This is a genomic window from Vreelandella subglaciescola (genome assembly GCF_900142895.1).
In the GTDB taxonomy this organism is placed as follows: Bacteria; Pseudomonadota; Gammaproteobacteria; order Pseudomonadales; family Halomonadaceae; genus Vreelandella; species Vreelandella subglaciescola.
Genome location: NZ_LT670847.1, coordinates 1,005,015 through 1,024,069, shown reverse-complemented (window position 1 = coordinate 1,024,069; position 19,055 = coordinate 1,005,015). Strand labels below are relative to the sequence as shown.

Here is a 19,055-nt window from a genome sequence, read left to right as displayed (position 1 = left end):
CCAGAAAGGAACAGCATGAAGGTTTTACTGATAGGCGGCGGTGGCCGCGAGCACGCGTTGGCGTGGAAGCTGGCCCAGTCGGCAGGCGTTGAACGGGTGCTGGTAGCGCCGGGTAACGCCGGCACCGCAGACGAGCCCAAGTTGGAAAACGTCGCCGTGGCGGCGACCGACATCGAGGCGCTGGTGGCACTGGCCACAAAAGAGCAGGTGAGCCTCACCGTGGTAGGCCCCGAGGCGCCGCTGGTAGACGGCGTGGTTGATCGCTTTCAAGCCGCCGGACTGGCAATTTTCGGCCCCACGCGTGCGGCCGCCCAGCTGGAAGGCTCCAAATCGTTCACCAAGGATTTCCTTGCCCGTCACGCGATTCCTTCCGCTGACTATCAGACCTTTACCGCCGTGGCGCCGGCGCTTGAGTACCTGGTTCAGGTCGGCGCGCCGATCGTCATCAAGGCTGACGGCCTGGCCGCGGGCAAGGGCGTCATCGTCGCCGAAACCGAAATTGAGGCCGAGGCGGCCATCCGCGACATGCTGGAAGCCAACGCCTTTGGCGGTGCCGGCGCCCGGGTCGTGATCGAGGAATTTCTCACTGGCGAAGAAGCCAGCTTTATCGTCATGGTCGACGGCGAGAACATCGTGCCCATGGCCACCAGCCAGGACCACAAGCGCGCCTTTGACGGCGACACTGGCCCCAATACCGGTGGCATGGGCGCCTATTCACCGGCGCCGGTGATCACCCCCAAGGTGGACGCGCGCATCATGGAGCAGGTGATCGTGCCCACGGTGCGCGGCATGGCCGCCGAGGGCAACGCTTACTCGGGCTTTCTCTACGCCGGGCTGATGATCGATACCGAAGGCAATCCCAAGGTCATCGAGTACAACTGCCGCTTTGGCGATCCGGAAACCCAGCCGATCATGCTGCGGTTGACCTCGGATTTCGCCGAGCTCTGCCTGGCCGGCGCCAACGGCACGCTTGCCGGACACGAATGCCACTGGGACAGCCGCGCCGCGGTGGGCGTGGTCATGGCCGCCAGCGGTTACCCTGACAGCTATCGCAAGGGCGATGTCATTACCGGCATTGACGCGGCGGAACGCGCCGGCTGCAAGGTGTTTCAGGCCGGCACCGCGCACTCGCCGAGCGGCGAACTCACGACGGCGGGCGGGCGCGTGCTGTGCGTCACGGCGATTGGCTCCAGCGTGCTCGAGGCGCGCGAGCTCGCCTATCAGGGGGTAGAAAACGTGCGCTGGGAAGGCGTGGAATACCGCCGTGATATCGCCCACCGCGCCATTGCGCGTGAGCGGGATCAGGCGGCTCAGGCCAAGGCGCGAGGCACCTGATGTCACGCGAATACCCGGTTATCGCCGTCACCGGCTCGTCCGGTGCCGGCACCACCACGGTGCGGCGCAGCTTTGAGCGCATGTTTCAGCGTGAAGACGTTCACGCGGCGATGGTCGACGGCGATGCGTTCCACCGCTATACCCGCAATGATCTGCACCGTATGTACTGTTCGGCGCCTGAACGCTACGAAAAACTCTCCCACTTCTCGGTAGAAGCCAACCTGCTCGACCGGCTGGAATCGTTGTTTGTGGAATACGGCGAGCACGGCAGCGGTGACTACCGCCATTATATTCATGCCGAAGACAAACAGAAAATCGAAGCCGGCTATCAGGTCGGCACCTTCACCGAATGGCAGCCGCTGCCCAGCGGGACCGATCTGCTGTTTTACGAAGGGCTGCACGGCGGGCTGGTCACCGAAGACTACGACATTGCCCGCCACGTCGATTTGCTCATTGGCGTGGCGCCGGCCATGAACCTTGAGTGGATTCAAAAGATCGACCGCGATACCAAAATGCGCGGCTACTCCCAGGAGGCGGTGATCGACACCATTCTGGGGCGCATGGGCGACTACGTGCGCTGCATTCAGCCGCAGTTTTCGCGCACGCATATCAATTTCCAGCGCGTGCCTACGGTGGATACCTCGAACCCCTTTGAGGTGCAGGATATTCCCACCGACGGCGAATCCTTCGTGGTGATCCGCTTTCGCGAGCACTCGCGGGTCGATTTCCCGTGGCTGTTGGCGATGATTCACGATTCGTTCATGACCCGGCCGCATACGCTGGTGGTGCCCGGCGCGCGGCTGGCGCTGGCCATGGAGCTGATCCTGGGGCCGCTGCTGCGCCAGCTGCTGGCCGAACGGCGCTTTCGTTAAGTGCCGTGGTACCCGTTGAGCCAGCTAATGGCATACGCCGTGGAAAGACGCTACGGTATCAGGCGTTAAGCGCGGTGCGCCGCGCGGCCGATTATCGCAAGGAGGGTGTTATGGACTGTTTGTTCTGCAAAATGATTGAGCGTGAGATCCCGACTGACATCGTTTACGAAGACGAGCACGTGCTGGCGTTCAACGACATCAACCCCCAGGCGCCGACCCACGTGCTGATTATTCCCAAAAAGCACATTGCCACGCTCAACGATATTGAGCCGGCCGATCTGGCGACGGTAGGGCGCCTGCAGCATACTGCCGCCCACCTGGCCAAAGAGAACGGCTTTGCCGAAGACGGCTACCGCGTAGTGATGAACTGCAACGAGCTGGGCGGGCAGACGGTCTATCATATCCACATGCACCTGCTGGGCGGCCGCGCATTCACCTGGCCGGCGGGGTAAAACGTGACGTTGGTCGGGTGTCCGTAGGAGGCCGGTTTACCGGGCGATGCAGGCTTTTGGCCTGCCTGTTGTAGTGGCTACACGGTCGCGCAGCAGAGCTGCCCTCCTACAAGGGCAGGTGGCATCTGTCGGGTTTTGTAGGAGGCCGGTTCACCGGGCGATGCAGGCTTTTGGCCTGCCTGTTGTAGTGGCTACACGGTCGCGCAGCAGAGCTGCCCTCCTACAAGAGCGGGTGGCAGCGGTCAGGTTTTGTAGGAGGCCGGTTTACCGGGCGATGCAGGCTTTTGGCCTGCCTGAATGAAGTGGCTACACGGTCGCGCAGCAGAGCTGCCCTCCTACAAGGGCAGGTGGCAGCTGTCGGGTTTTGTAGGAGGCCGGTTTACCGGGCGATGCAGGCCTTTGGCCTGCCTGAATGAAGTGGCTACACGGTCGCGCAGCAGAGCTGCTCTCCTACAAGGGCAGGTGGCAGCTGTCGGGTTTTGTAGGAGGCCGATTTACCGGGCGATGCAGGCCTTTGGCCTGCCTGAATGAAGTGGCTACACGGTCGCGCAGCAGAGCTGCCCTCCTACAAGAGCGGGTGGCAGCGGTCAGGTTTTGTAGGAGGCCGGTTCACCGGGCGATGCAGGCCTTTGGCCTGCCTGAATGGAAGTGGCTACACGGTCGCGCAGCAGAGCTGCCCTCCTACAAGAGCGGGTGGCATCGGTCAGGTTTTGTAGGAGGCCGGTTTACCGGGCGATGCAGGCCTTTGGCCTGCCTGAATGAAGTGGCTACACGGTCGCGCAGCAGAGCTGCTCTCCTACAAGGGCAGGTGGCAGCTGTCGGGTTTTGTAGGAGGCCGATTTACCGGGCGATGCAGGCTTTTGGCCTGCCTGAATGAAGTGGCTACACGGTCGCGCAGCAGAGCTGCCCTCCTACAACGGCGGGTGGCATCGGTCGGGTGTTCGTAGGAGGCCGGTTTACCGGGCGATGCAGGCTTTTGGCCTGCCTGAATGAAGTGGCTACACGGTCGCGCAGCAGAGCTGCCCTCCTACAACGGCGGGGGTAGCGAGTCAGACGATACAGCGGGATCAAACAACAAAGGCGCCCTTGGGCGCCTTTGTTGGTCGTGCATGTCGCTTTTCGGCGTTACGCGTCGATGCGCTTGTACTTCATGCGCTTGGGCGCGTCGTTGCCAACGCGCTTTTTGTGGTCTTCGTCGTAATCGGTGTAGTTGCCCTCAAAGAGCACCACCTGGGATTCGCCTTCAAACGCCAGAATATGCGTGGCGATGCGGTCGAGGAACCAGCGGTCGTGGGAGATCACCATGGCACAGCCGGGGAAGGCCAGCAGCGCTTCTTCCAGCGCACGCAGGGTCTCGATATCCAGATCGTTTGACGGCTCATCGAGCAGCAGCACGTTGGCGCCCTGCTTGAGGGTTTGCGCCAGCTGCAGGCGGCCGCGCTCGCCGCCGGAAAGCTCGTCGAGCCGCTTTTGCTGGTCGTTGCCCTTGAAGTTGAAGCGGCCGACATAGGCCCGCGACGACACGGTGTAGCCGTTGATGTTGAGTGAATCCTGGCCGCCGGAAACGGCTTCCCACACGGTTTGCTTGTCTTCCATGTTGTCGCGCAGCTGCTCGACGTAAGCGATTTCCACGGTGTCGCCGATAATTACATCGCCGGCGTCGGGTGTGTCATCGCCGTTGATCAGCTTGAACATGGTCGACTTGCCCGCGCCGTTGCCGCCGACGATGCCCACAATCGCGCCGGGCGGGATGGCAAAGGACAGGTCTTCGTAGAGCAGCTTGTCGTCAAAGCGCTTGGCCACGTTGTGAAACTCGATGACCTTGTCACCCAGACGCGGGCCGGGCGGAATGTAGATCTCGTTGGTTTCGTTACGCTTTTGAAAGTCGCCGGACTGCATTTCCTCAAAGCGGTTGAGACGTGCCTTGCTCTTGGCCTGACGGCCTTTGGCGTTGGAGCGTACCCACTCAAGCTCTTTCTTGATGGCTTTCTGGCGCGAGGCTTCCTGCTTGGCTTCGCCGGCCAGACGCGCGTCTTTCTGCTCGAGCCAGTGCGAGTAGTTGCCTTCAAACGGGATGCCCTCGCCGCGGTCGAGCTCGAGAATCCAGCCGGCCACGTTGTCGAGGAAGTAGCGGTCGTGGGTAATCGCTACCACGGTGCCGCTGTAGTCGTGCAAGAAGCGCTCAAGCCAGGCCACGGACTCGGCATCCAGGTGGTTGGTCGGCTCGTCGAGCAGGAGCATATCCGGGCTTGAGAGCAGCAGACGGCAGAGTGCGACGCGGCGGCGCTCACCGCCGGACAGGTTGCCGACGATGGCATCCCAGGGCGGCAGGCGCAGCGCTTCGGCGGCTACATCCAGCTTGCGCTCGATGTTGTGTGCGTCGGAGGCTTCGATAATATTTTCCAGCCGCGCCTGCTCGGTGGCCAGCGCGTCGAAGTCGGCGTCCGGCTCGGCGTAGGCCATATACACGGCGTCGAGGTCTTCCTGCGCCTGTTTAATCGCACCCAGGGCTTCTTCTACCGTCTCGCGGACGTTTTTCTCGTTGTCGAGCTCCGGCTCCTGAGGCAGGTAGCCCACATTGAGGTTCGGCATCGGACGAGCTTCACCTTCAAACTCCGTGTCGACACCGGCCATAATGCGCAGCAGCGTGGATTTACCCGAGCCGTTAAGCCCCAGTACGCCGATTTTGGCGCCGGGGAAAAACGACAGCGAAATATCCTTGAGAATTTGCTTTTTGGGCGGCACGATTTTGCCGACCCGGTTCATGGTAAAAACGTATTGCGCCATGGATATCCGTTAGGTTGGTAAACGAAAGCGGTGATAAAACCACGATGATGATAGCGCCCGATGATAGTGCCGAGCGAAGGGAAAGGCCAGCGCTGTTGACGCTGACTCAGGGGGTGGTCCGGGCGCCAGCGTCGGCCTGTTGCAACGCTTCAAGCGCGCGCTGAGCCTCGACGCGTTCGCTCACGTCTTTTTGTACGCCGATGTAATACATCAGGTTATCGGCTTCATCGAACACCGGCGTAATGGAAAGCTCGTTGTAGAACATGCTGCCGTCCTTGCGGTAGTTACGCAGCACCTCGCGGGAGGGCACGCCCTGTTTCAGCGCGCGACGAATGGCGCTGATCGCGTCCTGGTCGCGGTCATCGCCCTGCAGAAAGCGGCAGTCGCGGTAGAGAATCTCATCCGCGCTGTAGCCGGTCAGGCGCTCAAAGCCCTTGTTGACGTAGATAATAATATTCTCGTCGCCTTCCTGCTCGGCCACCACGATGCCGTCTTCTGACGCGTCGATAATGCGTTCGAGCAGTGCCGGGCTGATCAAGGGAGATCGTTGCATATTTTTTTCCTGTTCCCGCTTTATAGGGTGTGAGTCCGACAGCGCCTACTCGACTTCGGGCAGCCTCCGGGCGCTGAAAAAGGCCCCCAGCGCGGCGATGCCAAGTACCGCCAGCAGCGCAGCGCTGCCCAGCCACTGGGCGAATAGGCCAAGCAGCGTACCAAACACCAACATTAAACCACCCGTTAGCGTATTGGAAAGCGCGACGTAAAGGGCGCGGTTATCCTGGCTGGCCATATCGATCACGTAAGTTTTACGCCCGATGCGCACGCCGTGATGGACAATCACCAACAGCCCGTAAACCAGCGCGTAGGGCACCACGTGCGACGACCACTCGCCGGGTAGCCACACAAGGCTGGCGCCCAGCAGGCAGCAGGCCAGCGTCCCCAGTGCGGCGGTGCACATCACCTGACGGCTGGAGGCATCGGCGCGCTTGCCCCAGATCGGGCTTGCTACCATGCCGGCGACCCCCGAGATCACCACCAAAAGCCCGAGGCCGCCAAGCTCGGTGCCACTTTGCTGCTGGCCAAGTAGCGCGAGATAAGGTAACGCCAGTGCGCTTGAGAGCAGCAGCGCGCGCGACAGGTTGAAGTGCAGAAAGGCGCGATCTTCTTTCAGCAACGTGAGGCCGAGCTTGATGCTGTCCCAGGCGTTTTCGCCGCCGGCGACCGCTCCCGGCTGTTCGATAATACGCGCCGCGCACAGCGCATTCAGCGCCCAGCCCAACGCTGCCACGCCCAGCAGCACGGCAAGGGCAAGCTCGCCGGGGCGGTCGCCAAACAGCATCAGTACGCCACCGGCAGCAAGGGTGACGCCGCCGGCCACGCTGCCGCTGTAGCCCATCAGCGTGCCGCGGCGTTTTTTGGCGATGGTCTTGCCCATTACGTCTTTGGTGGCGATGGAGGAAAGCCCGCGCGCAAGCGAGAGCACCACGAGTGCGGCGAGTACCAGCGCGCCGCCTACGCTGCCGCGACCGGCAAGGGCCAGACCGGCCAAGGCAAGCGCCGCAACGGCCTGCAGCACGCCGCCGGCGACCCACACCCACTTGCGCTGGGGTTTCAGGCGAATAAAACCGGCGATAAATAGCTGCGGCAGCAGCGCGCCGGCCTCGCGGATGGGCACCAGAAGCCCGACCATCCACACCGGCGCGCCGATAATCCCCATCAGCCACGGCAGTACCAGCCGCGCACTCGACAACTCGTCGGCCAGCTTGTTGCCCAGCGCCGCCCACAGGTGGCGCATGAAGTTTTGCGGCTGATCGCTGCACGCGCCGTCGGGAATGTCATCGCACATGCGGCTGTCTTCGTCGCCGGTGAGCCATTCGTAAAGGCGTGATTGTGAAACATCCTGATCGGCCATGAGGGCTCCTTGGCTGTTATGCTGCTTTTATACACTACCGTGGCGCCCCGCTTTATATAGGCCGCGGTCTATTGTTGCATTTTACTCCGCCGAGGACAGACACCGATGAATCAAGACCGCCAGGCGATGCTTTACGGGCTGGGCGCGGTGGCGCTGTGGTCAACCGTGGCCACGGCGTTCAAGATCGCACTGGGCCATATGAGCCCGCTGGAACTTATCTGGATCGCCGCGCTGGTCTCGTGGGCGCTAATGGGCGCGCTGGTGATCAAGCGCGGCCAGCTGGGGCGCGCGCTGAAAAGCGGCTGGCGCACGGCGCTGTGGGCGGGGCTGATGAATCCGGTGGCCTACTATCTAGTGCTGTTTGCTGCTTACGACCGCCTGCCGGGCCAGGAAGCCATGGCGCTTAACTACACCTGGGCGCTGGCCATGGCGTTTCTGGCCGTGCCGCTGCTGGGCCAGCGGCTCACGCGTATGGACGTGGTCGCGGGGCTTACGGCCTACGCCGGCGTGTGGGTGATCGCCACGCGTGGGGCGGTGTTTAACGTCGCTTTTGCTGATCCGATGGGCGTGGTCTTTGCGCTGATCTCCACGCTGTTATGGGCGCTTTACTGGCTGCTCAACACCCGCGACCGGCGCGAGCCGCTGGTCGGCCAGTGGCAGAACTTCAGCGTTGGCCTGCCTGTGTTGACGCTGTTGCTGCTAGTCGCCGGGCCGGGGTTTCAATGGCACGGCTGGCAGGCGCTGTCGGCTGGCGTCTACGTGGGCCTGTTTGAAATGGGCGTGGCGTTTATTCTCTGGCAGCTGGCAATGCACAATATTTCGCGCACGGCCAAAGTCTCCAATCTGATTTTCCTCTCGCCGCCGGTGTCGCTGATGCTGCTGTATTTTATTGTTGGCGAGCCGATTCGGCTGTCGACGCTGGCCGGGTTGGTACTTATTCTGGTCGGGCTAGGGCTGCAGCAGCGCCAGAAAGCGTGACGCTTGGGCGCGGATTAACGGTGCGTCACAGCTTCAATCAGCGGCTTGAGTACCGGCCAGACGTTATCCAGCACGGCCGGCTGCGCCTCGGCGACGGGGTGAATGCCGTCGCTTTGCATCAGCGCGTCGTCAAGCGCGATGCCGTCGAGCAAAAACGGCACCAGCGCTACGTGGTAGGCAGCGGCCAGGCGGGGGTAGACGGCGGTAAACGCGGTGCGATAGGCGCGGCCGTAGTTGGGCGGAATATCAATACCCAGCACCAGCACCCGGGCATCCATCGCCTGGCTTTGCTCGATCATATCCGCGAGGTTGGCGTAAAGCTCGCCGGGCGGCAGCCCGCGCAGGCCGTCGTTGCCGCCCAGTTCGAGCACCACGAGATCGGGCGAATGTTCGCTGATAAGCTGGGGGAAGCGCTCGGCGCCACCGCTGCTGGTTTCACCGCTGATGCTGGCATTAACCACGCCGGCTGAATCGCCCAGGCGCTCGCTGAGCAGGTTTACCCAGCCGGCGTCTTGCTCGATGTTATACGCGGCGCTCAGGCTATCGCCCATGACCAGAAGCGTCGGGCGCTCGGCGGCGCTGGCGGGGGCAATCAGCAGTAGGCCCAGTGCCATGCTGCCCAGCCAGGGCAGAGCGCGTTTTTTCCACGCGCGGTTTTTCCATACTCGGTTCTTACCTATTCGGTTCTTAACTACGACAGGGATACTAGCTTTCATGTCCGACTCCTCTGATGCGACCGTTACCCAGGCAGCCCCGCTGATTAGCGCCGAGCACCTGACCAAGCGGGTGGTAAGCGGCGGCGGTGCGCTTGCCATCTTACACGAGCTGTCGCTGTGCGTAGCGGCGGGGGAAAGCGTGGCGATACTGGGCAAAAGCGGCTCGGGGAAGTCCACGCTGCTGGGGCTTCTGGCCGGGCTGGATACGCCCACTGAGGGCGAACTCAGCCTGTTTGGCCAGCCGCTGAGCCAGTTGGACGAAGACGCCCGGGCAGCGCTGCGCGCGGGGCGCGTGGGTTTTGTGTTTCAGAACTTTCAGCTGTTACCCACGCTCAGCGCGCTGGAAAACGTGCTGCTGCCGCTGGAGTTGACGCCTCATCAGAACAGAAGTGCGGCGGCCCGGCAGTGGCTTGAACGCGTCGGTTTGGGCGCGCGCACCTCGCACCTGCCCAAGCAGCTTTCCGGCGGCGAGCAGCAGCGGGTGGCGCTGGCCCGGGCGTTTGTCACCGAGCCCGAACTGATGTTTGCCGACGAACCCACCGGCAACCTTGACCCCGAAACCGGCGCCGAGGTGATCGAGCTGCTGTTCACCCTGAACCGTGAAGCCGGCACCACGCTGGTGCTGGTGACCCACGACTACGCCCTGGCCCGGCGCTGCAGCCGTTGCCTGCGCCTGGCCGACGGGCACCTTGAGGCGTTTGACCCCGACGCCGAACAGGAGGCGCGCTAATGAATCCTACTGTGCGTTTGGCGCTGACCAGTCTCAAGCGCGATGCCCGCGTCGCCGACGTGCGCGCGCTGTTTATTGCGCTGGTGCTGGCGGTGGCTGCCGCGACCATGATCGCCTTTTTTCTTGACCGGCTGGAACGCGGTCTTGAGCGTCAGGCGGGCCAGCTTTTGGGCGGTGATCTGGTGCTGGAACAGTCCGAGCCGTTTGCCCCCGCGCTGATTGAACCGCTGGAAAACGCCGGGCTGAGGCTCAGCCGCCAGACCGAGTTGACGTCGATGATCCGCCGGGGCGAGCGCTTTCAGCTGGCGGGTCTGAAAGCGGTAGATGAGGCCTGGCCGCACTACGGCAACTCAACGGTCGAGCGTAAAAGCGCCACGGAAGACGTTAAAGGCCCGCCAGCGGCGGGCAGCGTCTGGGCCGATCCGCGCCTTAAAACGCTCATAGGACTTGAGCTGGGCGACACGCTGAGCGTGGGGCAGGCCGAGCTGCGCGTCAGCGGCTTTATCCGGCGTGAGCCCAACCCTTCCGGCGGCTTTGGCAGCTTCAGCCCGCGGTTGATGCTGAATGCCACCGACCTGCCCGCGACCGAGCTGGTGCAGCCGGGCTCAAGGATTGCTTTTTCGCTGCTGGCGGCGGGCTCGTCCGAGGCGGTTGACCGCGTCGCACCGCTGGTGGCGTCGCTGCGGGAAAACGGTGTGCAGGTGCGCGACGTGCGCACCGACCGCCCGCGTCTGGGCAGCGCACTGGCGCGGGCCGAGAGCTATCTGGGCCTTGCCGGTCTGGCCGCCGTGCTGCTTGCCGGCGTGGCGGTGGCCATGGCCAGCCGGCGCTACGTGGAGCGCCACCTGGATACCGCCGCGTTGCTGCGCTGCTTTGGGGCCAGCCAGCGTCAGCTAGCGCTGATTTTTGCCGGCCAGCTGGCCGGGCTGGCGCTTGCGGCTTCCTTGCTGGGGGCGCTGCTGGGGCTTATCGGCCAGGCGCTGATGGTGCGTTTGCTGGCCAATTTTCTGCCGCTCACGCTGCCCTCGCCGGGGCCGGCGCCGCTGTTTCTGGGTATTTTTACCGCGCTGGCCGTGCTGGTGGGCTTTGCCGGGCCTGCGCTTTTACGCATCAAGCGCGTCAGCGCGTTAAAGGTGCTGCGCCGCGAGCTCGACCCGCTGCCGCCGTCGGCATGGCTGATGGTGGGCGTGGCGGCGGCGGTGTTTGGCGGGTTGCTGTGGCTGTACTCGGGCAGCTTTTCGCTAGCGCTGGCGTTATTGCTGGGCGGCGGGGCAGCGCTTGGCGTGCTGTGGGCGTGCAGCCAGCTGCTGCTGGGCGGCGTACTGGCGCTGGCCGGGCGGTTGTCGGGGCGTGGAGAGTGGTCGCAGGCGCTGCGCCTGGGCGGGCGTCAGCTGGCGCGGCGGCGTCAGGCCGGGCTGGGTCAGATGCTGGCCTTTGCGGTGACGTTTTTTGCCATGGCGATGATGGTGCTGGTGCGCGGTGACCTGCTGACCACTTGGCAAGCCCAGCTGCCCGACGACACCCCCAACTACTTTGCGATCAACATTCAGCCCGGCGAGCGCGACGCGTTCGAGGCGGCGGTTGACCCGTGGGTCGACACAAAAAGCGCGCTTTACCCCATGGTGCGCGGCCGTATCAGCGCGGTGAACGGCGCGCCGCCGGAAGACACGCTGTCGCCCGAAGCCCTTGCCGAAAACGCCCTGCATCGGGAGCTGAACCTGACCTGGCGGGCCACCGTGCCCGACGGCAACCGCGTGGTCGCCGGCGAATGGTTTGCGGCGAGTGATGGCGCTTCAACAGACGACGCCGCTCAAGATGGCGCGCCCAGCGGCTGGCTCAACGAAGTTCAGGCGGTGCCGCAAAAGGCCGATGCCCCAGCGCCGGTGCCGGTCTCGATGGAAGATGGCCTGGCCGAGCGGCTGGGGCTGAACCTTGGCGATACGCTGACGTTTGACGTGGGCAGCGATGCGCTGACCGCGAGAATCACCAGCCTGCGCAGTCTCGACTGGGACAGCTTCCAGCCCAACTTTTACGTGATTTTTCCGCCCGGCGTGCTCGATGACTTTGCCCACAGCTACATTACCGCCTTTTATCTGCCCGACGACGAGCAGGAGCTGGTGAACCGGCTGGTCGAACGCTTTCCCGGCGTCTCGCTGTTAAACGTCGATGCGCTGCTGGGGCAGGTGCGCGGAATGCTGAGCCAGGTCACTCGTGCCGTGGAGCTGATTCTGCTGTTGGTACTGCTGGCCGGCGTCAGCGTGCTCTACGCCGCGCTGACCGCCAGCCAGCCGGTGCGCGCCCACGAAAGCGGGCTGCTGCGCGTATTTGGTGCCGGCAACCGGCTGATTTCGCGCGTTCAAGGGGCGGAGTACGCGCTACTGGGCGGCGCCAGCGGACTGATGGGCGCAGCCCTTGCCGAGCTTGCTACCGCGCTTTTATACCGCTATTGGCTGGATTTACCGCTGACGCTGCACGGTTGGCTGTGGCTGGTACTGCCGCTGGGCGGCGCGCTGGCCATTGGCGTCATCGGCCACGCGCTGTCCCGCGGCCTGCGCCGCCAAGCCCCCGCGGCAAGCCTCGGCCTGCTGGGGGAGGTGTAGAAGGCGATAAGGAGTCTGGCATTGTGGCAATGCCGATCGCGCAGCGTAGCTGCCCTCCTACAACAGAATGGTGCGCTATCCGGTTTGCGTAGGAGGCCGGCTCTGCCGGGCGATGCAGGCCGCAGGCCTGCCGCACTGAGTCGCGCAGCGTAGCTGCCCTCCTACAACAGAATGGTGCGCTATCCGGTTTGCGTAGGAGGCCGGCTCTGCCGGGCGATGCAGGCCAGAGGCCTGCTGAGTGATGTGCTGTAGTGGCATAGTAAATTTGCCGGCGGCCTGATATGTGCTAGCGGCGCAGGGTCATGATGCGCCAGTCGCGGTCGATGGCAGTCTGGCGCAGGGTGTCGTCAGGGTCGACGGCCACGGGGTTGTCCACCTGTTCAAGAAGCGCGATATCGTTGTGCGAGTCGCTGTAGAACCAGGCGTCGTCCAGGGTGTCGTTCTGGGTTTCCAGCCACTGGTTCAGGCGCGTAATCTTGCCTTCGCGAAAGCTGGGGGTGCCCGATACCTTGCCGGTGTAGTGGCCATTTTTGACTTCCGGCTCCACCGCAATCAGGTTATCAATGCCCAGCCGCTCGGCAATCGGCGCGGTGATAAAGCGGTTGGTGGCGGTGATGATCAACAGCGTATCGCCCTGGGCGCGGTGGCGGGCAATCAGCTCCTCGGCCTTGGGCAGGATGTGCGGCTCGACCTTGCCGGCCATGAACTGCTGGTGCCAGGCGGCAAGCTGCTCCGGCGTGTTGTCGGCCAGCGGTTTCAACGCCACGGCGAGAAACGCGTTGATATCCAGCGTGCCGGCGGCGTAATCGGCCATGAAACGCTCGTTGGCTTCCCGGTACGCATTGGCGTCCACCGCGCCCTGTTCGAGCAGAAACTCTCCCCAGGCGTGATCGCTGTCGATGGATAGCAGCGTATTATCCAGATCGAAAATGGCCAGACTCACGGCACTCCCCTTGAATGTTAATGGCATCTGTCGTCGCGCCATGCGTAGCGCGCGGCTTGAACGGCGTCCGGCGCCGCGGCGCGAGTATGGCAAAAGCCGTCGGGTTTGCCCATCCATCGGCGCTTTTCACCGGGGTTTTCGGCCTCAAGCCCCAACGGTATAACGAATGTATTGATAGTGCTGTCACCGTTGTGGAAAAATGGGTGCAACTGATAATTTATTAAGGTGATGTCCGTGATCGACGCAGACGGCTTTCGCCCCAACGTTGGCATTATTATGGCCAACGCCCGGGGGCAACTGCTTTGGGCGCGTCGGGTCGGGCAAAATGCGTGGCAGTTTCCCCAGGGGGGCATCAAGGCAAACGAAACACCTCAAGAAGCCCTTTTTCGTGAGCTTTACGAAGAGGTCGGCCTGACCGCCGACGATGTCACCATTGTTGCCTGCACTCGGGGGTGGCTGCGCTACCGCCTCCCGCGACGCATGATTCGCACCCATTCACGGCCGGTGTGTATCGGCCAGAAGCAAAAGTGGTATTTACTCCAGATTCGCTGTCAGGACAGCCGGATCTGCATGACGGCAACGCCCCAGCCGGAGTTCGACGGCTGGCGCTGGGTGAGCTACTGGTATCCGCTTGGCCAGGTTGTGCCGTTCAAGCGTGAAGTGTACCGGCGCGCGTTGCGCGAGCTTTCGCCACGTCTTCAGCGCATCGCTCTGGATGGCGCTTATTAGCCGCGGCGGGCTGCACCCATCCCTCAGCGAGGCCTTCAAGTGAACACGAAAACGTCCAAGCTAGCGGTGCTGCGACGCGTTATTCAGGAAGTCAACGGCGCGCGCAACCTGAACGCCGCACTGGCGACGATGGTGCGCCGTATCCGCAAGGCCATGCGCACCGATGTATGCTCGTTTTATCTTTATGATGAAGCGTTTGAATCGCTGGTGCTGATGGAAACCATCGGCCTGCGGACTCAGGCGGTAGGGCGAGTGATACTGCCGCTGGGCGAGGGGTTGGTAGGGCTTGTGGCCAAGCGCAGCGAACCGCTGAATCTGGAAGATGCCCAGGCGCACCCGCAGTTTCGTTATTTTGAATCCACCGGCGAAGAACGCTACTCGAGCTTTCTGGGGATTCCGATTATCCATCAGCGGCGTATGCTCGGCGTGCTGGTGGTGCAGCAGGCGGAAAAACGCTGCTACGACGACGAAGACGAAGCCTTTCTGGTCACCATGGCCGCGCAGCTGGCCGGAGTGCTGGCTCACTCGCTGGCCACCGGCAATCTGACAAGCCCCACGCAGGCCAAGCGCCAGACCATGTTCAAGGGCGTGCCTGCGTCGCCGGGCATTGCCATGGGCGAGGCGGTGGTTATCACCCCGCCAGCGGATCTGGACAGCGTGCCTGACCTGATCCCCAGCGACGAAGCGTTTGAAATCGCCCGGCTCAAGGAAGCCCTTGAGAAAACCCGCGAGGAAATTCGCGCCGCCGGGAAGCGTCTGGTGAATCGCATATCCGCCCAGGAATTGGCTTTGTTTGACGCCTACCAGCAGATGCTGGGCGAGTCGGCGCTGTCCAAGGAAGTGGAGAAACGTATCCGCGAGGGGCAGTGGGCGCCGGGGGCGCTGGCCGACGTGGTGCGCCGTCACGTGCAGTATCTTGAGCGGGTAGACGACGACTACCTGCGCGAACGCGCCGCTGACGTGCGCGATCTGGGGCGGCGAGTGCTGGCGCACCTGCAGCAGGATACGCCGTCAACGCCGGAAACCTACCCCGACAACACCATTCTGGTGGGCGATGAGCTCAGCGTGGCGCTGTTGGGTGAGGTGCCGCGCGATAAGCTCAAGGGGCTGGTGTCGGTGCGCGGTTCCAGTACCTCGCACGTGGCAATTGTGGCGCGTGCCATGGGGATTCCCACGGTGCTGGGCATGGTGGAGTTGCCGCTGCCGCGCCTGTCGGGCGCGCCGGTGGTGCTGGACGGCCACCGTGGCCGGCTGTTTGTGCGGCCGGGGCCGGAGCTTGAAAGCCACTACGCCACGCTGGTGGCCGAAGAGCAGGAGTTGAACGAGCTGCTGGAACACGAGCAGGACCTGCCGAGTACCACCACCGACGACTATACGATGCCGCTGATGGTGAACACCGGCCTGGCCGTGGACGCCGTTGCGCTGTTGAAAAACCGCATCAGCGGCGTGGGGCTTTACCGCACCGAAGTGCCGTTCATGATTACCGAGCGGTTTCCCGGCGAGAAAGAGCAAACGCGCCTGTATCGCGATCAGCTTGAAGGCTTTTCCCCGCTGCCGGTGGTCATGCGCACGCTGGATATCGGCGGCGACAAGGATCTGCCGTATTTCCCCATTGATGAAGCCAATCCGTTTCTGGGCTGGCGCGGCATGCGCGTTACCCTTGATCACCCCGAGGTGCTGATGGTGCAACTGCGCGCCATGCTCAAGGCGTCTCAGGGGCTGGATAATCTTCACGTGCTGTTTCCCATGATTACCAACGTCGCCGAGGTGGACGAAGCCCTGCGGCTGATGGATCGCGCGATTGTGGAGCTGGGCGAGGAGGGCATGGCGGTCAGGCGACCTCGCGTGGGAGTCATGATCGAAGTGCCGGCGACGCTTTACCAGATGGATGCGCTGGCCAAACGGGTCGACTTTTTCTCGGTGGGCAGCAACGATCTGACCCAGTATTTTCTCGCCGTGGATCGCAACAACCCGCGGGTGTCAGACCTTTACGATGCGCTGCACCCGGCGCTTTTGACCGCGCTGGATAAGCTCGCCCGAGATGCTCGGCGGCTGAACCGGCCGATTACCCTGTGCGGCGAGCTGGCCGGTGATCCGGCCGGCGCGCTTTTGCTGATGGCCATGGGCTTTACCGGCCTGTCGATGAACGCACCCAGCCTGCCCAAGGTACGCGCCGCGATTCGTCGGGTCTCCTTTAGCGATGCCCGGACGCTGCTTGTCGAGGTCATGGGCAAAGACACGCCCGACGAAGTGCATCAGCACCTGCGTGAACGCATGACGCAGTGGCAGCTGGCGCATCTGTTGCCCCCACAGGACTGACGCGCTCGCAGGGCGGAGCGCCCACGCTAGCCGATCCGGCTCATTGTGCTGCCGGCAAAGTGCCCGCCTTCGCCAAAGCGCTGCTCGGTCATGGTCACGCGCCGGCTCGCATCCAGCTCCAGCCAGGTGGTGGCGCGAGTACCGTACTGCTCGCCGCGGATAAACGCGGCGGAAAGCGAGCGTTCAAGCGCCAGCCCCACGCCGGTATCCGGCAGCGCGTGTTCCGGCATCTGCCGGTCATCCTGAATCACCGCCAGCGCCTGCCCGGGAAAATCGCCGGACGCGGGCTCGCCGAACTTTTGCCGTTGTCGCAGGGCGTGGCTCAGCGCTTCGACCTTGGGCCAGGGCGTATCAAGATCTGCATTGGAAAGCGCGTGAACGCCGGGGGCTACTTCGGTCAGTGCCGTGCGCTCACGGCCGCGGTGCAGGTGCCACATTCTGTCGGGTGTCGCGACCAGCAGGTTGAAGCCGGCGTAGTGGTTGGCGTGGTCGACGAGTTCATCAAGCCAGCGGGGCAGGTCAGGGCAGGTCAGCGCCTGGCAGACCAGCTCGCCCCGGCTGGGCGCGCCGGCGGGTGTTTCCAGGCGCGGGTCGCGCACGTTGGTCAGCGTGGCAACCACGCCCCGGGCATTGGCCGCCAGCCAGCTGCCGCCGGCCTGCGCGTCGCGCCCGCCAAGCAGCGGTGCATCCGGCCAATGGTGCAGCGGCTGCGTGGGGCGGGCATGAAACTCGTCCCGATTGCCAATCAGGCGCAGCGGCGTGGGCGTGCCGGGCTGCCAGTCAAAGGCCAGCAAACACATGCGTGGTTCCTTGGGGTTGTTCTGCAGGATGTTAGCGCCGCATTGATCCGGCGCGATGACAGCTCGTCGGCGGCCACGTACACTAACGCACGCCGAGCGGCGGCACGATCACTAGCGTAACAGAGGAGGCGTCCGCGCCATGAGTATAGTTGTCACCCTGTTGGGGTATCTGGCGCTTGGCGCTGCGGCCGGCACCATGGCGGGGCTGTTTGGCGTGGGCGGGGGCATTATCATCGTGCCCGCGCTGGTGTTTGCCTTTGAGGCGCAGGGCGTGGCCCCCGAGGTGCTGGTGCACCTTGCGGTGGGTACGTCGCTTGCCACCATCGTGGTTACCGGCGCGTCATCCGCCTTGGGTCACTGGCAGAAAGGCAGCATTCACCTGCCCTGGTTCAAGGCGCTGCTGCCGGGGCTTGCGCTTGGCGCGATACTGGGCGTTTTCGTGGCGGGCAGCCTTTCCGGCACGGTGCTGGGGTCGCTGTTTGGCGGGTTTGTGCTGCTGGTGGCAATCAAAATGCTGCTGGGGCTGTCGCCCAAACCCGGCAGCACGCCACCCGCGACGGCGACGATGAGCGTAGCCGGCGTGGTAATCGGTGCGGTATCGGCCCTCTTCGGCATTGGCGGCGGTACGTTGAGCGTGCCGTGGCTGTCGCGCTGCGGGGCCAGCATGACCCGGGCCGTTGGCACCTCGTCGGCCTGTGGGCTGCCTATCGCACTGGTCGGGGCAGGCACGTTCATTGTCGTTGGGTGGGGCAACCCGCTGCTGCCGGCGGCGGCCACCGGCTTTGTCATGTGGCCGGCGTTTTTGGGCATCGTGCTGGCAAGCGTGCCGTTTGCCCGCGTGGGCGTAAGGCTTGCCCACGTGCTGCCGGGGCATGTATTGCGCTACGCCTTCGCCAGCCTGCTGCTGGTGGTCGGGCTGCGTTTCATCGTGAGTTAAGCCGGCGCGTGTAGCCTGTGGCTTCCTCCCTGCTGTATGTGAGACTTTTATGACTGGGCTTGAGATTTTTATGACCGGCTATTGCGTATGATTGCTTATCCCGAAATTGATCCCGTTGCCATCTCGCTGGGGCCTTTGCAGGTGCACTGGTATGGCCTGATGTACGTGGTGGGCTTTGTCGCCGCCTGGTGGCTGGGTGGGCGTCGTGCCGCACGGTTTGGCCTGACCAAAGATGATGTCAGCGACTTTTTATTCTATGCCGCGCTGGGCGTGGTGCTCGGCGGGCGGCTGGGCTACGCGCTGTTTTACGGGCTGGGCCAGTGGCTGGACGATCCGCTGTGGATTTTCCGCGTGTGGGACGGCGGCATGAGCTTTCACGGCGGCCTGATCGGCGTGCTGCTGGCGGCCGGCTGGTTTGCGCACAAAAAACGCCTGGCTTTTTTCACGCTGACCGACTTCATCGCCCCGTTGGTACCCATCGGCCTGGGCGCCGGGCGCATTGGCAACTTCATCAACCACGAGCTGCCGGGAAGGGTGACCTCGCTGCCCTGGGGCATGCCGTTTCCCGGCACCGACGGGCAGCCGCGTCATCCCTCCGCGCTGTACGAGGCACTGTTGGAAGGCGCGGTGCTGTTTGCGCTGCTCTGGTGGGTATCCGTGCGTCCGCGCCGGCGCGGGCTGGTGTCGGGGCTGTTTCTGATCGGCTACGGCGTGTTTCGTTTCATGGTGGAGTTTGTCCGCCTGCCGGATGTCCAGCTCGGATTCATCGCCTTTGGCTGGCTGACCATGGGCCAGTTGCTGACACTGCCGATGATAGCTTTCGGCCTGCTGCTGGTGATCTGGTCGCGCCGCCAACCGATTGATGCCCGCCTTGCCACCGGCACCGGTGAAAAACAGCATGAGTCTTGAACAGAAAAAGTATAGCCAACAGGAGCGTCTTGTGAC

Annotated in this window: 16 protein-coding genes; 10 read left to right on the top strand and 6 right to left on the bottom strand. The window is 63.5% G+C overall.

Features of this window, described 5'->3' with window-relative positions; all coding sequences use genetic code 11:
- Window positions 1–15: 15 nt before the first annotated feature.
- The 3 genes from purD to B5495_RS04740 all read left to right on the top strand — a co-directional run bounded on the left by purD (window position 16) and on the right by B5495_RS04740 (window position 2,659).
- Window positions 16–1,335, top strand: coding sequence for a phosphoribosylamine--glycine ligase (gene purD / locus B5495_RS04750; protein WP_079551760.1), 1,320 nt, complete (start codon window positions 16–18; stop codon window positions 1,333–1,335).
- Window positions 1,335–2,207: a phosphoribulokinase gene (locus tag B5495_RS04745; RefSeq protein WP_079551758.1), complete on the top strand. Its 873-nt coding sequence runs from the start codon at window positions 1,335–1,337 to the stop codon at window positions 2,205–2,207. The genes purD and B5495_RS04745 overlap by 1 nt, the downstream gene beginning before the upstream one ends.
- 110 nt (window positions 2,208–2,317) lie before the next feature.
- A complete protein-coding gene (locus tag B5495_RS04740) occupies window positions 2,318–2,659 on the top strand; it encodes a histidine triad nucleotide-binding protein (RefSeq protein WP_079551756.1) in 342 nt (113 codons plus the stop codon).
- A gap of 1,125 nt (window positions 2,660–3,784) precedes the next feature.
- Here B5495_RS04740 and ettA read toward each other — a convergent pair.
- The 3 genes from ettA to B5495_RS04725 form a co-directional block, all read right to left on the bottom strand.
- Window positions 3,785–5,446 (bottom strand): energy-dependent translational throttle protein EttA, encoded by a 1,662-nt coding sequence (ettA, locus tag B5495_RS04735; protein ID WP_079551754.1) that lies wholly within the window; start codon window positions 5,444–5,446, stop codon window positions 3,785–3,787.
- A 106-nt stretch (window positions 5,447–5,552) separates the two neighbouring features.
- Complete coding sequence (locus tag B5495_RS04730) at window positions 5,553–5,999, bottom strand: PAS domain S-box protein (protein WP_079551752.1); 447 nt, start codon at window positions 5,997–5,999, stop codon at window positions 5,553–5,555.
- Between the two features lie 45 nt (window positions 6,000–6,044).
- Window positions 6,045–7,358 (bottom strand): MFS transporter, encoded by a 1,314-nt coding sequence (locus B5495_RS04725; RefSeq protein ID WP_079551750.1) that lies wholly within the window; start codon window positions 7,356–7,358, stop codon window positions 6,045–6,047.
- Window positions 7,359–7,463: 105 nt separating this feature from the next.
- Between B5495_RS04725 and B5495_RS04720 the strand changes: the two genes are divergently transcribed.
- The gene (locus B5495_RS04720) at window positions 7,464–8,336 is read left to right on the top strand and encodes a DMT family transporter (RefSeq protein ID WP_079551749.1); all 873 of its coding nucleotides are present in this window, start codon (window positions 7,464–7,466) and stop codon (window positions 8,334–8,336) included.
- 14 nt (window positions 8,337–8,350) lie between these two features.
- On the opposite strand, the gene B5495_RS04715 is transcribed toward B5495_RS04720, so the two are convergent.
- Window positions 8,351–8,950 carry an arylesterase gene (locus tag B5495_RS04715; RefSeq protein WP_154045219.1) on the bottom strand — a complete coding sequence of 200 codons (600 nt, stop codon included), beginning with the start codon at window positions 8,948–8,950 and terminating at the stop codon, window positions 8,351–8,353.
- 100 nt (window positions 8,951–9,050) lie between these two features.
- Between B5495_RS04715 and B5495_RS04710 the strand changes: the two genes are divergently transcribed.
- Together B5495_RS04710 and B5495_RS04705 are read left to right on the top strand one after the other, a co-directional pair.
- Window positions 9,051–9,782: an ABC transporter ATP-binding protein gene (locus B5495_RS04710; protein ID WP_079551747.1), complete on the top strand. Its 732-nt coding sequence runs from the start codon at window positions 9,051–9,053 to the stop codon at window positions 9,780–9,782.
- Window positions 9,782–12,382, top strand: a complete 2,601-nt coding sequence (locus B5495_RS04705; RefSeq protein WP_079551745.1) for an ABC transporter permease — start codon at window positions 9,782–9,784, stop codon at window positions 12,380–12,382. The genes B5495_RS04710 and B5495_RS04705 overlap by 1 nt, the downstream gene beginning before the upstream one ends.
- 286 nt (window positions 12,383–12,668) lie before the next feature.
- Here the strand turns inward: B5495_RS04705 and B5495_RS04700 are convergent, their stop codons facing one another.
- Window positions 12,669–13,325: a histidinol-phosphatase gene (locus B5495_RS04700; protein WP_079551743.1), complete on the bottom strand. Its 657-nt coding sequence runs from the start codon at window positions 13,323–13,325 to the stop codon at window positions 12,669–12,671.
- A 234-nt stretch (window positions 13,326–13,559) separates the two neighbouring features.
- Between B5495_RS04700 and B5495_RS04695 the strand changes: the two genes are divergently transcribed.
- Window positions 13,560–14,054: an RNA pyrophosphohydrolase gene (locus B5495_RS04695; RefSeq protein WP_079551741.1), complete on the top strand. Its 495-nt coding sequence runs from the start codon at window positions 13,560–13,562 to the stop codon at window positions 14,052–14,054.
- A gap of 39 nt (window positions 14,055–14,093) precedes the next feature.
- Entirely contained in the window at window positions 14,094–16,373 is a 2,280-nt protein-coding gene (gene ptsP / locus B5495_RS04690) for a phosphoenolpyruvate--protein phosphotransferase (protein ID WP_079551739.1), read from the top strand.
- A gap of 26 nt (window positions 16,374–16,399) precedes the next feature.
- On the opposite strand, the gene B5495_RS04685 is transcribed toward ptsP, so the two are convergent.
- A complete protein-coding gene (locus B5495_RS04685) occupies window positions 16,400–17,173 on the bottom strand; it encodes an NRDE family protein (protein WP_079551738.1) in 774 nt (257 codons plus the stop codon).
- Window positions 17,174–17,312: 139 nt separating this feature from the next.
- On the opposite strand from B5495_RS04685, the gene B5495_RS04680 reads away from it, so the two are divergent.
- Complete coding sequence (locus B5495_RS04680) at window positions 17,313–18,110, top strand: sulfite exporter TauE/SafE family protein (protein WP_079551736.1); 798 nt, start codon at window positions 17,313–17,315, stop codon at window positions 18,108–18,110.
- Between the two features lie 87 nt (window positions 18,111–18,197).
- The gene (lgt, locus tag B5495_RS04675) at window positions 18,198–19,019 is read left to right on the top strand and encodes a prolipoprotein diacylglyceryl transferase (RefSeq protein ID WP_079551734.1); all 822 of its coding nucleotides are present in this window, start codon (window positions 18,198–18,200) and stop codon (window positions 19,017–19,019) included.
- Window positions 19,020–19,055 lie beyond the last annotated feature (36 nt).